Consider the following 14,354-nt stretch of genomic DNA (forward strand, 5'->3'; position numbering starts at 1 on the left):
AAGAACCCACTAATTGAGCAATATATTGCTCAATTAGTGGCAGTTGATCATCATAGTGCCTTCTGCCTCTATATGAACCTGGACGAACACCCCCAATGACCACTTCATCCCGCAGCCTGGGCTCGGCACTATTCCCCGTCGGCCTACTGCTGATTGCCATGGCCTCGATCCAGTCGGGCGCCTCACTGGCCAAGAGTATGTTCCCGATTGTCGGCGCCCAAGGCACCACCACGCTGCGCCTGGTTTTTGCCAGCATCATCATGCTGCTGTTGCTTCGTCCCTGGCGCGCAAAACTCACCGCCAAATCACTGCGCACCGTCATCGTGTATGGGATGGCGCTGGGCGGCATGAACTTCCTCTTCTATATGTCATTGCGCACCGTTCCCCTGGGTATCGCGGTGGCCCTGGAATTCACCGGCCCACTGGCCGTAGCCATCTATGCTTCGCGCCGCGCTGTCGACTTCCTGTGGATAGCCCTGGCCATCGTAGGCCTGCTGCTATTAATACCGGTTGGTGAAGCCAGCCAAGGCATCGACCTGACCGGCGCCGCCTACGCACTGGGCGCGGGCATCTGCTGGGCCCTCTATATTTTGTTCGGGCAGAAGGCCGGCGCAGACAACGGCGTCCAGACCGCCGCCCTCGGCGTGATGATCGCCGCGCTGTTCGTGGCCCCTATCGGGATCGTTCACGCCGGTAGCGCACTGCTGACACCCTCGCTGATTCCAATCGCCATTGGCGTGGCGATTCTTTCCACCGCCCTCCCCTATACCCTGGAGATGGTCGCCCTGACCCGACTGCCCGCACGCACCTTCGGCACCCTGATGAGTATCGAGCCCGCATTCGGCGCGCTTTCGGGGCTGTTTTTCCTCCAGGAATACCTGTCCCTGGCGCAATGGCTGGCGATCGCCTGCATTATCATGGCCTCCGTCGGCGCTACCCTGACCATGCGCAGCCAGTCGAAGCCAATCGTCGCGGCAGATTGAGACAGGATTTAACGAAGCTCTGGTATTTGCCGCTCAATTAGGCCATGTTTAGTCTGTAACTCAGTGTCAGTCATGGAGATTTTCGAATAGGGACATCCACGGACGCTACACTTGAGAGCGAGCAAAGCCAGCATCGGGCATTCCAACGGCGCGGCTATTAAGGATGGTAATGAAGCGAATTTTGATAGTGTTTGTCGTGATCGCCCTGGCTGGGTGTGCCGCGACCACCAAGACAGAAGTCAAACGCGGAAAGAAAGGGTTGCATATCAACTGCTCTGGCCTGTCCTCCTCCTGGGACCAGTGCTACACCAGCGCAGCCAATTCGTGCGGCAAGAAGGGCTACCGGGTCATCGCCAAGTCCGGCGACAACACGGAAGAGCCGGGTGATTATCCCTTCGGTATCAACCCTGCCGGCTATACCAGCCGCAGCATGATAGTGCTCTGCAAGTAAGAGCTCATTGCTGGGTGATTCTCTGGCTGAGCTCTTTATAGCTCGATGAAAGCACCTGCGCTTGAACGTGCGGGTCAACCATCATCCTGGCAACCACCAGCGCCCCCACACACTGGGACAAAATGGCCCAGGCCAGGCTGTCACTCTCCAACGTCCGCGCCCAGTTGGCCTGCAGCCGACAGATCCACGCCTGCGCCTGCTGACGTACAGCTATATCCGCACGCGCAATATCCGCCCCCATGCTTGGCAACGCACACCCGTCCTGCACCTGCTCTACGTGGGCCATGCTCAAATAGATCTTCAGGCACCGCCCCAGGCGCTCGCGACTCTGCACTTCCCCCGCCCCCAAACGCTCAAGGCTTTGGCTCAATTCGCGCTCGACGATTGAACCGAACAGCGCATCCTTGGAGGAAAAGTGGCTATAGAACGCGCCCCCACTCAAGCCAATGGCTTTCATCAAGCCGTCTACACCAACGCTGGCAAACCCTTCTTTCTTGGCCAGTGCCGCGCTGCTCTGCAGAAGCTTGTCTCTGGTTTGCTGCTTGTGACTGACTGAATAGCGCATTGCCTCTCCCCCAAAATACATGACCTTGACGCCTGTCGAATCGTAGCATAACGTTCGTTTAGTTAACGATCGTTTACCCAAGGATCTGCCATGACTGAGAATAAGAAAATCGTACTGGTCGTCGGTGCAGGCGATGCTACAGGCGGCGCCATCGCCAAGCGTTTTGCCCGTGAAGGTTATGTCGCCTGCGTCACCCGACGCAGTGCCGACAAGCTGCAACCCCTGGTGGACAGCATCCAGGCGTCCGGCGGCGAAGCCCATGGCTTTGCCTGCGATGCACGCAAGGAGGACGAGGTGATCGCGCTGATCGAGCAGATCGAACACGAGCTGGGTCCGATTGAGGCATTCGTGTTCAACATCGGCGCCAACGTGCCGTGCAGCATCCTCGAAGAAACTGCGCGCAAATATTTCAAGATCTGGGAGATGGCCTGCTTCTCAGGCTTCCTCAATGCCCGGGAAGTGGCCAAGCGCATGGTGACGCGCCGGCGCGGGACGATCCTGTTTACCGGTGCCACCGCCGGGCTGCGCGGCGCAGCGGGATTTGCCGCCTTCGCCGGGGCCAAGCACGGCATCCGCGCCCTGGCCCAAAGCATGGCGCGCGAACTGGGCCCGATGAACATCCATGTGGCCCACGTGGTGGTGGATGGCGCCATCGACACTGACTTCATCCGCGACAACTTCCCCAGCAAATATGCCCTCAAGGACCAGGACGGCATCCTTGATCCCGCGCATATCGCCGATAACTATTGGCACCTGCACAGCCAGCCACGGGATGCCTGGACCTTCGAGCTGGACCTGCGCCCCTGGAACGAAACCTGGTAAGCACGCCTACATAACAATAAGCAGCGAGCATCCGACATGAGCAAAACCCTGGAATTCTTCTTCGACCTCGGCAGCCCCACCACCTACCTGGCGTACACCCAACTGCCCGGAATCTGTGGCGAAACCGGCAGCCAACTGGTGTACCAGCCCATCCTGCTGGGCGGCATTTTCAAGGCCACCGGCAACGCCTCGCCCATCACCATCCCGGCCAAGGGTCGCTACATGCTGCAAGACCTGGCACGCTACGCCAGGCGCTACGATGTGCCCCTCAAGTTCAACCCGCACTTCCCCATCAACACCTTGACGCTGATGCGCGCCGTCACCGGCATTCAGCTACGCCAGCCAGAGCGCTTTGTCGACTTCATCGACTGCCTGTTCCAGGCGTTATGGGTGGAGGGGCGCAACCTCGGTGATCCGGCCGTCGTCGCGCAAGTCCTGACGGAACACGGCTTCGATCCGGCAAAGGTATTGGAGCTGACTCAGGATGAGGACGTAAAGGACGCCCTCAAGCGCAAGACCGAAGAGGCGATTGCCCGTGGCGTGTTTGGTGCGCCGAGCCTGTTTGTCGATCAACAACTGTTCTTTGGCCAGGATCGCCTGGACTTTGTCCGCGAAGCCTTGAGTTAAAATCTGCAAGCCGCTCGCAGGCCACACCTGCGAGCGGCCGGTCCTTATATAGCGGCCGTGCGCAGCTGCAACCATTCCAGCGCAGCGCCACTGAGCAACGGGCTCAGACGTTGACGCACCTCGCCATGGTAGTCGTTGAACCACTGCCGCTCCTCGGTCGTCAGCAACGACGGCACCAGGCAACGGGTATCGATTGGGCACAGCGTCAGGGTTTCGAACTTGAGGAACTCGCCAAACTCGGTCTTGCCCGCCTCTCGGTTGAGCACTAGGTTCTCGATACGTACGCCCCAACGGCCCGGGCGGTAGGTACCCGGTTCAATGGAGGTGATCATGCCCGGCTGCATGGCGGTTTGCGGCGCGGCTGCGGCTTGGTACGCAATCACCTGCGGGCCTTCATGGACATTGAGGAAGTAACCCACCCCATGCCCGGTGCCATGACCATAATCCACGCCTTCGGCCCAGATCGGCGCGCGAGCGATGGCGTCCAGCAAAGGCGAGAGGATGCCCTTGGGGAATTGCGCACGCGACAGGGCAATCACCCCCTTGAGCACCCGCGTGCAATCGCGCTTTTGCTCCTCGCTCGGCGTACCGATGGGCACCATCCGCGTGATATCAGTGGTACCACCCAGGTACTGGCCGCCCGAATCGATCAACAACAGGCCATCACCTTCGATGACCGCATGCTCTTCTTCAGTGGCGTGATAGTGCGGCATTGCGCCATTACTGTTGAAGGCGGCGATGGTATTGAAGCTCAACGACACGTAATCCGGGCGCCGCGTACGCGCGGCCGTCAGGTGTTCGTCAATCGTCAACTCGGTGATGCGCTCGCGGCCCAGGGCCGAGTCCAGCCAGGCGAAAAACTCGCACAAGGCCGCGCCATCCTGCTCCATGGCCCGGCGAATATGCTCGGCGTCCGCCAGGCTTTTACGGGACTTGGCCAGCGTGGTCGGGTTGAGCCCTTCCACCAGCTTGACCCCACTGGCCAGGTTATCCAGCAACCCTGCGGTCACGCGTGCCGGATCAACCTGCAGGCTGGCACCGCTCGGCACCTCCCCCAGGGCCGCGGACACTTCGCTGTAGTCACGCAGCGTCACGCCATCGCGCTCCAGCACCCCACGCAACTGGGCATCGACCTTGCCGAGGGCCACAAACAGGGTGGCCTGCTGCTGGTTGATCAGGGCAAATGACACAAACACCGGGTTGAACGAAACATCTGCACCGCGCAGGTTGAACAGCCAGGCGATGTCGTCCAGGGTGGCAATGAAATGCCAATCCGCGTTCTTTTCTTTGAGGCTGGCGCGCAGTGCCGCGAGCTTTTCGCCACGGCTGACCGTGGCCTGGGGTGGCAGGTGCTGATAGATCGGCTGGTTTGGCAGGGCCGGACGGTCGGTCCAGACCTCGTTCAACAGATCGATATCGGTCCGCAGGCGCGCCCCCCGCTCAGCCAGTTTGCCGCCCAGGGTGCGGGCGGACGCAACGGCCATCACCGCGCCGTCCACCGCCACTACGCCGCCTTCCGGGGTTTGCTCACCCAGCCATTCCAGCGGGCCGGGCTGCCCTGGTTGCAGCTTCACCAACTCGATGCCGCTGCCGTTGAGCTCCTTGCTCGCCTGCTCCCAGTAACGGCTGTCAGCCCAGACCCCGGCAAAATCAGGCGTGACGATCAGCGTACCGACCGACCCATGAAACCCCGACAACCACTGCCGCCCCTGCCAGTAGCCCGGCAAGTATTCGGACAGGTGCGGGTCGGCCGATGGCACCAGCAAGGCATCGATGCCCTCCCGTTTCATCAACTCGCGGGTATGCGCCAGGCGCTGGGGAACCGTTCCATGGGTCAAAGGCTGCGTAGTCATCATGTCTCCTGCTAACCACTCATAATTGTTATGTGTTTCAAACTGCCCAGAAGGCCGGTGCGCTGGCCAGCGAGCGCTTGATCAATTGCACCGCCTGATCGATATCCTGCGCGGTGGTAAACCGCCCAAGGCTCAGGCGAATGGTGCGACCGGCGCTGCGCGCATCATGCCCGAGGGCAAGCAGAACATGGGACGGCGCATTGCTTGCCGAATTGCAGGCAGAGGTCGCCGAAAACGCGATACCGGCGCTCAAGGCCGCCGAGTTGAACTCACCTTCGCTGAACGTCAGGCTCAAGGTGTGAGGAATGCGCTGGGTGGCGCTGCCGTTCAGGCGCACACCGGGAATGCTCAGCAATTGTTCAAGCAGACGCTGGCGCAGGGCGACAATACCCGCCGACTCTTCGGCAAAAAATTGCCCCGCCAACGCGAAGGCGCTGCCCATGCCGGCGATCTGGTGTGTTGCCAGGGTGCCCGAACGCAACCCGCCTTCATGGCCGCCGCCGTGGATCTGCGCCGTGACGTTCTGCTGCGCCCGCGGCCCGACATACAACGCGCCGATACCCTTGGGGCCATACAACTTGTGTGCAGAAAACGACATCAGGTCGACCGGCCAGCGCGCCAGGTCGATCTCGACCTTGCCGGCGCCCTGCGCCGCATCCACATGCAACAGCGCCCCATGCTCACGCACCCGCGCGCCAATGGCCGGGATGTCGTTGAGCGTACCCAATTCATTGTTGACCAACATCAACGACACCAGGAACGTGTCTTCCCGCAGTGCCTGGCTGACGGCCTCGGCGGTGATCAGGCCCTCGGTGTCCGGCACCAGGTAGGTCACGGCAATCCCGGCTTCCTGCAACTGGCGCGCGGTATCCAGGGTCGCCTTGTGCTCGATCTGGCTGGTGATGATATGGCCACCGGCCACACCCCGCGCCTGGGCCACACCCTTGAGCGCAAGGTTGTTGGATTCGGTAGCGCCTGAAGTCCAGACGATCTGTTCGGCCTGGGCCCCAACCAGTTCCGCCACCTGCCGGCGCGCCTGCTCGACCGTGTGCCGGGCCTGTTGGCCAAAGGCATGGGAGCTGGACGCAGGGTTACCAAAGTTGGCGTTGAAACCCAGGCACTCGATCATGACCTGGATGACCCGCTCATCCACCGGTGTGGTGGCGGCGTAGTCGAAATACAAAGGACGTTTATTCATGACGTTAAAGACCCGCAGAGCATGTTCCCGAGAGCAGCGTCCCAGGGGCAGCGATCAGTACAGAGATCGTCAGGTTAACCCGATCGGATGCCGTTAAAGAATTTAAAAGTGCGTAGGAACGCTCCTGAAATTGAGCTTAACAGGCTCGATGAAAAGGATGGAAAACAAAAAGCCCGAAGTTCCTGCGGGGAACCTCGGGCTCGGGACCACAGCCAATGCTTTTAGCTGGGGCGGTCATGCAACATCACGTTGCGTTCGGCATTCATTTCGCCCTGGCGATCAAAGCCAAACGGCTTCTGCGACCGGCCAGCCAGCTCGGCTTTCTTCTGTTGATATTCGTCAAACGACAGACCACGACGATTGAGTCCCTCCATCGCCAACTGCCTGGTTTCCTCGGCGGTATACGGGCGCAGTTCGGGGCCTGGCTGGGCGGCACAACCGGCAAGGAAAGAGGCAACCAGTAACAAGGCAACAGAGAGGGTGTGGTTCATGGCAAAGGTCCGGCGAATGGGGCGTCAAGGCAATGAACACAGGCTACTCCTGCCCCCTCCCAGGGAAAAATCATCCGCTGTGATAGTCGCTATCAGCCAATCCTGCATATTCTTTACAGGTCTATAAATAGAGAAATACGTTCGTTTACGGAATAAACAAGACGCTCTATAACGGTCCCCCAACGCCGCAACTGTTGTTTACACAACTGTTGGCCAGGCGACACCCCCTGTTGAACATCGCTCAAGGACTTGTCATGGATGTTTTCTGGTTCCTTCCGACCCATGGCGACGGCCATTTCCTCGGTACCACCCAAGGCGCTCGCCCGGTCACCCTCAACTATCTGAAACAAGTAGCCCAGGCCGCCGACAACCTTGGTTACCACGGCGTGCTGATTCCCACTGGCCGCTCCTGCGAGGACTCCTGGGTGATTGCCTCGGCGCTGGTGCCCCTGACCGAACACCTGCGTTACCTGGTGGCGATCCGCCCTGGGATCATCTCGCCCACCGTGTCCGCACGCATGGCCGCCACCCTTGACCGCCTGTCCAATGGCCGCCTGCTGATCAATGTGGTGACCGGCGGCGACCCCGATGAAAACCGTGGCGACGGCAGCTTCCTCGACCACAGCGAGCGTTACGAGGTGACCGATGAATTCCTCAAAATCTGGCGTCGGGTATTGCAGGGCGAATCCGTCGACTTTGAAGGCAAACACCTGAAGGTGCAGAACGCCAAGGCCCTTTATCCGCCGGTCCAGAAACCCTACCCACCGCTGTATTTCGGTGGTTCGTCCGATGCCGCCCACGACCTCGCCGCCGAACAGGTGGACGTGTACCTGACCTGGGGTGAACCACCGGCAGCTGTCGCGGAAAAACTCGCCGATGTACGTGAACGCGCGGCGCGCCATGGGCGCACCGTCAAATTCGGCATTCGCCTGCATGTGATCGTGCGCGACACCGAAGACGAGGCCTGGAAAGCGGCAGCCAGGCTGATCGAGCACATCAGCGACGAAACCATTGCCGCCGCGCAAAAATCCTTCTCGCGCTTTGACTCCGAAGGCCAGCGCCGCATGGCCGCCCTGCACGATGGGCGGCGCGACAACCTGGAAATCGCCCCCAACCTGTGGGCCGGCGTCGGCCTGGTACGCGGTGGTGCCGGCACCGCCCTGGTGGGCAACCCGCAGCAAGTGGCCGAACGGATCAAGGAATACGCCGACCTGGGCATCGAGAGCTTTATCTTCTCCGGCTACCCGCACCTGGAAGAGGCCTATCGCTTTGCCGAACTGGTGTTCCCGCTGCTGCCCGAACCCTACGCCAGCCTGGCCGGACGCGGCATCACCAACCTCACCGGGCCGTTCGGCGAAATGATTGCCAACGATGTACTGCCTGCCACCGCCAAAGCCTGAACCAACCTTTGTAGGAGCCGGCTTGCCGGCGATGGCGATTTGTCAGTTACACCGCTATCGCCGGCAAGCCGGCTCCTACGGTGGGTCCTCAGTGCATTTGATTTTTTCAGGAGCTGCGCGTGACAGCCAAACCCCATAGCGCCCTGCCGTCCCCCTTGCAGACCGCCAAGCTGCTGGCCGCCGAGTTCGCGCTCAGCGCCGTGGAGCGTGACGAGCGCGGCGGCACGCCCAAGGCTGAGCGCGATGCCCTGCGCCACAGTGGCCTGCTGGCCCTGAGCATTCCCACCCAGTACGGCGGCCTTGGCGCACGCTGGAGCGAAACCCTGGAGATCGTGCGCGAGTTCGCCAAGGTCGACAGCTCCATCGCCCATGTCTTCGGCTTTCATCACTTGATGCTGGCCACCGTTCGCCTGTTTTCCCGCCCAGAACAATGGCAACCCTGGTTCGAGCAGACCGCCCGCAAGCACTGGTTCTGGGGCAACGCCCTCAACCCGCTGGACACCCGTACGGTGGTCAAGGACTTTGGCGGCTGGCGCGAATTCTCCGGCAAAAAAAGCTTCTGCTCCGGCGCCAGCGATTCACAAATGTTGATCGCCTCGGCGGTGGATGAAAGCGCCGGCGGCAAGCTGTTGATCGCCGCCATCCCCAGCGGGCGCAGTGGCATCACCGTGCACAACGATTGGAACAGTATCGGCCAACGCCAGACCGACAGCGGCAGCGCCAGCTTCGAACGCGTGCGGGTCGAAGAATCTGAACTGCTGCTCGACCCTGGCCCCCTGAGCACGCCCTTTGCCTGCCTGCGCCCGTTGATTGCGCAATTGACGTTCACCCATATGTTCCTCGGGATTGCCGAAGGCGCGTTTGAAGAAGCGCGCAACTACACCCTCGCCGAGACCCGGCCCTGGCACAAATCCACCGTCCAGGATGTGCGTCAGGACCCTTATGTGCTCAACCACTACGGCGAGTTCTGGGTCGCGCTGGAAGGCGTGCGCCTGCTGGTGCAGCGGGCCGCCGAGCTGCTGGACCAGGCCTGGGACAAGGGCCCGGCCTTGAGTGAACAGGAGCGCGGGCAACTGGCGATTGCCATCGCCACGGCCAAGGTCGCCGCCACCCGCAACGGCCTGGAGCTGTGCAGCCGCCTGTTTGAAGTCACCGGCGCCCGCTCCACCCATGCCTCGCTGCGCCTGGACCGCCATTGGCGCAACCTGCGCACCCAAAGCCTGCACGACCCGGTGGACTACAAACTCCACGAACTGGGCGACTGGGCCTTGAACCAGTCCCTGCCCACGCCAACGTTCTATTCCTAGAGGTGCCCATGCAGCTTTTGACCCTCCCGCCCTCGCCCGCCCTCGCCACGTCGATTCGCGCCACCGCGCAAGTCTTCGAAGACCCGAAATCCCAGGCCTTGCTCGCGCATATCCAGCAAGTGGCCCCCAGCGAAGCCAGCGTGCTGATCATCGGCGAGACCGGCACCGGCAAAGAGCTGGTGGCCCGCCATATCCACAACCTCAGCGCCCGGCGCAACCGGCCCTTCGTGGCGGTCAATTGCGGGGCGTTTTCCGAATCCCTGGTGGAAGCGGAGTTGTTCGGCCATGAAAAAGGCGCGTTCACCGGCGCCCTCAGCGCCAAGGCCGGCTGGTTCGAAGAGGCCGACGGCGGCACCCTGTTCCTCGATGAGATCGGTGACCTGCCCATGGCCATCCAGGTCAAGCTGCTGCGCGTTTTGCAAGAGCGCGAAGTGGTGCGCCTGGGCTCACGCAAGAGCATTGCCATCGATGTGCGGGTGCTGGCGGCTACTAACGTGCAATTGGAAAAGGCCATCAACGCCGGGCATTTCCGCGAGGACCTGTATTACCGCCTGGACGTGGTCAGCCTGGAACTGAGCCCGTTGCGCGAACGCCCCGGCGATATCCTGCCCCTGACCCGGCACTTTATCGACGCCTACAGCCAGCGCCTGGGCTACGGCCCCATCACCATCAGCCCCGAGGCCGAGCAAAAGCTCAAGAGCTACAGTTGGCCGGGCAACATTCGCGAACTGGAAAACGTCATTCATCACACCTTGCTGATATGCCGCAATGGCGTGATCGAGCGCGATGACCTGCGCCTGTCGAACATGCGCATCGAGCGCCAGGACGATAGCCAGCACGGTGTCGACAACAGCGCCGAAGCCTTGTTGGAGCGGGCCTTCCAGAAGCTGTTCGACGAACAGGCCGGCGCCCTGCATGAGAAGGTCGAAGACGCATTGCTGCGTGCAGCCTACCGCTTCAGCCACTACAACCAGGTACACACCGCCAACCTGCTGGGCCTGAGCCGCAATATCACACGCACCCGCCTGATCAAAATCGGCGAACTGGCGGTCAACAAGCGCCGCCCAGGGGCAAACCTGCAGGGCGAACGCATGTTGCACCTATCGATATAGGTTGGCGCTGCGCTCGGTGCAATCGTGCGCGCCGCTGCTTGATGAAATGTTCAGGGAGCCGTGACAGTCGTCGGCTAGCCAGAGGCCACGAAAGACCTGGCCTATAGTGAAAAGACCGGAAAAACCGGCCCCTGGCAACCTTCAAGGAGAGCGACATGAGCGTCAAACCTATCCCCGAGGGCTATCACAGCATCACGCCCTACCTGGGCATCGACAAGGCCGCGCAAGCCATCGAGTTCTACAAAAAAGCCTTCGATGCCACTGTTTTCATGCGCCTGGACATGCCCGACGGCAAGGTCGGCCATGCCGAGCTGCGCATCGGCGATTCACCGATAATGCTGGCCTCGCCCTGCGATGAAATGGCCTTCGCCAGCCCAGGAGCGCACCCCACCAGCGTTGGCCTGCACCTGTATGTGAAGGACGTCGACGCCCAGTACAAACAGGCGATCGCGGCAGGCGCCATTGCGATTTCCGAACCCAAGGATCAGTTCTACGGCGACCGCTCTGGGACACTCAAGGACCCGTTCGGGCATGTCTGGTTCCTCGCCACCCATATAGAGGAGTTGACCGAGGAACAGATTCGCCAGCGCGCCGAGGATCTGTTCGCATAACCCCCATCACCTGTAGAAGCCGGCTTGCCGGCGAAAAACCGGGGAACAACGCGGGGCAGCCAATACCCAGCGTTATCGCTGGAGTTTTTCCCTGGCAAACCAGCGCCTACAGGGCGCTTGTTGCGCATCGGAAACATTTGCTTTCATTTGCGTCTTAGGGTTTTGCGATTCTCATCCGTCTTAACTTAGATACAGCCCGTCGCGTAAGCAAAAGCTACGACCGGCCTTTCCCGGGCCTCCTCTGCCCCCCTCCGATCAAGACCCCCATAGACATGTCGAAGAAGTCACGCTCCAAACTCTGGTTTCTCGTACACAGCTGGCTGGCGTTGCCCATCTGGTTCTTCGTACTGATCGTATGCGTTACCGGGACCCTGGCGGTGGTCAGCCAGGAAATCGTCTGGCTGGTCAACCCGGAAATGCGCGCCAGCAAGCCGTCGGACGATGCCGAACTGCTCACCTACGACCAGATCCTCGCCGCGATCAAGCAGGCCGAGCCCAAGGCCATTGTCGAGTCCATCGTCCGCCCGGACGAGTCGCACTTTGCCCTCGACGTCGACATCAGCTACCCCGACGGCCGCTCCGTAGCGGTCTACGTCAACCCGTACACGGGGGTTATCCAGGGCATCAGCCCGTCGTTCAACTTCCGCCAGTTCACCCGCGCCCTGCATGGCTGGTGGCTGGTGCCGTTCACCAATGGGTTTAGCTGGGGCTGGTACCTGGTGTCGTTCCTCGGGCTGCCCATGCTCGCGTCGCTGGTCACGGGCCTGGTGGTCTACAAACGGTTCTGGAAGGGTTTCTTCAAGCCGACCCTGCGCTTCAAGCATGGGGCGCGGATTTTCTGGGGCGATTTCCACCGCCTGAGCGGCATCTGGTCGATCTGGTTTATCGCGGTGATTTCCATCACCGGCACCTGGTTCATGATCCAGGCGATTCTTTCGGACAACCAGATCACCATCTCCAGCGAGGCCATCGTGCCGGTGATTTCCCGGGACAAGGTGCCGCTGTCGGCCCCAGGCGTACCGCCGCCCATGATTGCCCTGGACGATGCCATCAACATCGCCACCCAACGCATCCCAGGGTTCGAAGTCAGCTTCGTCGGCCTGCCGAGCAATGCCTACAGCCACTTGAGCATCGGCGGCCGCGGCTGGTACCCGCTGATGTTCCAGACCGCCGACATCAACCCATACAACGGTGAAATCGCCGCCACGCACCTGCTGTCGGACCGCTCGGGCCTGGAGTTCGTCACCGAATCCATGCGCCCGCTGCACACCGGCGACTTCGGCGGGATCTGGATCAAGCTGGTGTGGTTCTTCTTCGGCCTGTTGCTGAGCATGATGGTGCTCAGCGGTCTGTTGATCTGGAGCAAGCGCACCGCCCTGGCCACGTTGCACGCTCTCAAGCGCAGCGCCAAGGCCCCGCGCAACACGGCGCCGGCCAATCCTGTCGGCGCCATGCAGGCTGAAACCTCGGAGGGCAAATAATGAGCAAGGCCACCACCGTTCAGGCGCCCTCGCCGCTGCGCGCCTTCTGGCTCAAATGGCGCTTCCACATCAATATCCTGCTGTTGCTGGTACCCCTGGGCTTTATGCCCAAGTACTTTGCCGACGCCGCGCTGTTTCGCGGCGACAGTGGCCTGGGCGAGCGCGAGGTCGGCGAAGTGCAGGTCGGCCCGTGGAGCATCACCCTGGCCGAGCTGCGTAATGAAGCGCCCCGCCCCAATCCGGCCGGGCCGATGAAATCCTTCAATGCCGCCCTGTGCGCCACCTGTGGCGAGCAGGTCAAGGCCACCTACCTGCGCATCGGCAAGCCTCGCAGCCTGCGGGCCGCCGGGGTGATTTTCTTCGGCACCCCGTACCGCATGGGCGCCGCCCTGCCCATCCCTGAACGCACCCCGCCCGACGCCGAACTGTGGATCACCATGGAAGGCTGGGACGGCAGCATGCAGCAGGCCTCCATTCCCTTGAGTCAGGCATCGCCTGCCACCGTCGCCTGGTTGAACAAGCAAGGAGTTAAACCATGACTTTACTGCGCCTGACCCGCGCCTGCGCCGCGCTGATCCTCAGCCTGGGTGCGAGCAACTACGCCCTGGCCCACAACCCGATGTGCGAATGCAAGGAAATCCCCGGCGAGCAGATCCAATGCACCGGCGGTTTTTCCGACGGCAGTGGCGCGCCCGGCGTGACCCTGGATGTGATCGGCTACGACGAGACCATCCTGGTGCCCGGCAAGCTGGGGGCCGACTCGACGCTGACCTTCAAGAAACCTGCCAGCGAGTTCTACGTGCTGTTTGACGCCGGTCCCGGCCATGTTGTCGAGATCGACCAAGCGGATATCCAGGCACCATGACCGGCACGAGCCCAGGCAGCACCCAGGTGGTCCGGCCCGCCGGCGCCGGCCATGAAACCCTCTACGTCCTGCTGCTGTGCCTGATCATCCTGGCCGTCGCCGGCACCGTGGTGTCCCTGCATGGCGAAACCCAGGCCGTCGAGGCCGTGGCCAGCCACCAACTGGACGCGCGCCGTGACCTGAGCGCCGCCGAGCAAGGTATCTACGCCGACCTGCGGGTGACCCTGGATGAAATCCAGTTGCTGGCGCAGGAACACAGCGCCCTGCCGACGCCCGCGCAACTGGCCGAAGAAGGCTTCGCGCCCTTCGCCCAGGACGCCAGTTCGGTCAGCCGTGGCGACCATCGCTGGCAGTTGCTGGCGCCTTCGGCGTACCTGGGCTTGAGCCAGGCCAATGACACCAGCGGTTCGCTGCTGATGCGCGTCAACGGAGCCGAGCCGGATATCTGGCTCAACCGCAGCGCCAACCTGGCTGCCCCCACCGACCTGAGCGACCAGGGGTTGATCGCCGCTGGCTGGCAGCAGGTCGTTGCGCAATTCGACGCTGGCGTCACCCGCCAGCATCGCCACTGAATTCACGCTGTTTCCG

At 61.8% G+C, this 14,354-nt stretch carries 16 protein-coding genes; 12 read left to right on the plus strand and 4 right to left on the minus strand.

Going from position 1 to position 14,354, the window contains the following annotated elements:
• The first annotated feature begins 95 nt into the window (after positions 1-95).
• On the plus strand, positions 96-983 hold the full coding sequence (rhtA, locus tag ACSSVH_RS16350; RefSeq protein ID WP_170042854.1) for a threonine/homoserine exporter RhtA: 888 nt from the start codon (positions 96-98) through the stop codon (positions 981-983).
• A 169-nt stretch (positions 984-1,152) separates the two neighbouring features.
• Positions 1,153-1,434 (plus strand): hypothetical protein, encoded by a 282-nt coding sequence (locus ACSSVH_RS16355; RefSeq protein ID WP_169957217.1) that lies wholly within the window; start codon positions 1,153-1,155, stop codon positions 1,432-1,434.
• 4 nt (positions 1,435-1,438) lie between these two features.
• On the opposite strand, the gene ACSSVH_RS16360 is transcribed toward ACSSVH_RS16355, so the two are convergent.
• Positions 1,439-1,999 (minus strand): TetR/AcrR family transcriptional regulator, encoded by a 561-nt coding sequence (locus ACSSVH_RS16360; protein WP_170042867.1) that lies wholly within the window; start codon positions 1,997-1,999, stop codon positions 1,439-1,441.
• Between the two features lie 90 nt (positions 2,000-2,089).
• Between ACSSVH_RS16360 and ACSSVH_RS16365 the strand changes: the two genes are divergently transcribed.
• Both ACSSVH_RS16365 and ACSSVH_RS16370 read left to right on the plus strand, forming a co-directional pair.
• Complete coding sequence (locus ACSSVH_RS16365) at positions 2,090-2,821, plus strand: SDR family oxidoreductase (RefSeq protein ID WP_170042852.1); 732 nt, start codon at positions 2,090-2,092, stop codon at positions 2,819-2,821.
• 36 nt (positions 2,822-2,857) lie between these two features.
• Entirely contained in the window at positions 2,858-3,448 is a 591-nt protein-coding gene (locus ACSSVH_RS16370) for a 2-hydroxychromene-2-carboxylate isomerase (protein WP_169957220.1), read from the plus strand.
• Positions 3,449-3,492: 44 nt separating this feature from the next.
• Here ACSSVH_RS16370 and ACSSVH_RS16375 read toward each other — a convergent pair whose 3' ends face one another.
• The 3 genes from ACSSVH_RS16375 to ACSSVH_RS16385 all read right to left on the minus strand — a co-directional run bounded on the left by ACSSVH_RS16375 (position 3,493) and on the right by ACSSVH_RS16385 (position 6,990).
• On the minus strand, positions 3,493-5,301 hold the full coding sequence (locus tag ACSSVH_RS16375) for an aminopeptidase P family protein (protein WP_492633485.1): 1,809 nt from the start codon (positions 5,299-5,301) through the stop codon (positions 3,493-3,495).
• A 37-nt stretch (positions 5,302-5,338) separates the two neighbouring features.
• Positions 5,339-6,499: a cysteine desulfurase family protein gene (locus tag ACSSVH_RS16380; RefSeq protein WP_170057081.1), complete on the minus strand. Its 1,161-nt coding sequence runs from the start codon at positions 6,497-6,499 to the stop codon at positions 5,339-5,341.
• Between the two features lie 221 nt (positions 6,500-6,720).
• The gene (locus ACSSVH_RS16385; protein ID WP_170057080.1) at positions 6,721-6,990 is read right to left on the minus strand and encodes a hypothetical protein; all 270 of its coding nucleotides are present in this window, start codon (positions 6,988-6,990) and stop codon (positions 6,721-6,723) included.
• A 254-nt stretch (positions 6,991-7,244) separates the two neighbouring features.
• Between ACSSVH_RS16385 and ssuD the strand changes: the two genes are divergently transcribed.
• From ssuD to ACSSVH_RS16425, 8 genes are all read left to right on the plus strand, one after another.
• Positions 7,245-8,390, plus strand: a complete 1,146-nt coding sequence (gene ssuD / locus ACSSVH_RS16390) for an FMNH2-dependent alkanesulfonate monooxygenase (protein ID WP_492633486.1) — start codon at positions 7,245-7,247, stop codon at positions 8,388-8,390.
• A 119-nt stretch (positions 8,391-8,509) separates the two neighbouring features.
• The gene (locus ACSSVH_RS16395; RefSeq protein ID WP_492633487.1) at positions 8,510-9,697 is read left to right on the plus strand and encodes an acyl-CoA dehydrogenase family protein; all 1,188 of its coding nucleotides are present in this window, start codon (positions 8,510-8,512) and stop codon (positions 9,695-9,697) included.
• 8 nt (positions 9,698-9,705) lie between these two features.
• On the plus strand, positions 9,706-10,809 hold the full coding sequence (locus tag ACSSVH_RS16400) for a sigma-54 interaction domain-containing protein (protein WP_170042846.1): 1,104 nt from the start codon (positions 9,706-9,708) through the stop codon (positions 10,807-10,809).
• A 155-nt stretch (positions 10,810-10,964) separates the two neighbouring features.
• Positions 10,965-11,420, plus strand: a complete 456-nt coding sequence (locus tag ACSSVH_RS16405; protein ID WP_492633488.1) for a VOC family protein — start codon at positions 10,965-10,967, stop codon at positions 11,418-11,420.
• A 272-nt stretch (positions 11,421-11,692) separates the two neighbouring features.
• Positions 11,693-12,901 (plus strand): PepSY-associated TM helix domain-containing protein, encoded by a 1,209-nt coding sequence (locus ACSSVH_RS16410; RefSeq protein WP_169957229.1) that lies wholly within the window; start codon positions 11,693-11,695, stop codon positions 12,899-12,901.
• Positions 12,901-13,440 carry a PA2404 family protein gene (locus tag ACSSVH_RS16415; RefSeq protein WP_169957231.1) on the plus strand — a complete coding sequence of 180 codons (540 nt, stop codon included), beginning with the start codon at positions 12,901-12,903 and terminating at the stop codon, positions 13,438-13,440. The genes ACSSVH_RS16410 and ACSSVH_RS16415 overlap by 1 nt, the downstream gene beginning before the upstream one ends.
• Positions 13,437-13,766 carry a hypothetical protein gene (locus tag ACSSVH_RS16420; RefSeq protein ID WP_169957232.1) on the plus strand — a complete coding sequence of 110 codons (330 nt, stop codon included), beginning with the start codon at positions 13,437-13,439 and terminating at the stop codon, positions 13,764-13,766. The genes ACSSVH_RS16415 and ACSSVH_RS16420 overlap by 4 nt, the downstream gene beginning before the upstream one ends.
• On the plus strand, positions 13,763-14,338 hold the full coding sequence (locus ACSSVH_RS16425) for a DUF6162 family protein (RefSeq protein ID WP_172313916.1): 576 nt from the start codon (positions 13,763-13,765) through the stop codon (positions 14,336-14,338). The genes ACSSVH_RS16420 and ACSSVH_RS16425 overlap by 4 nt, the downstream gene beginning before the upstream one ends.
• Positions 14,339-14,354 lie beyond the last annotated feature (16 nt).

It is taken from the genome of Pseudomonas sp. HC1(2025), from assembly GCF_058742075.1.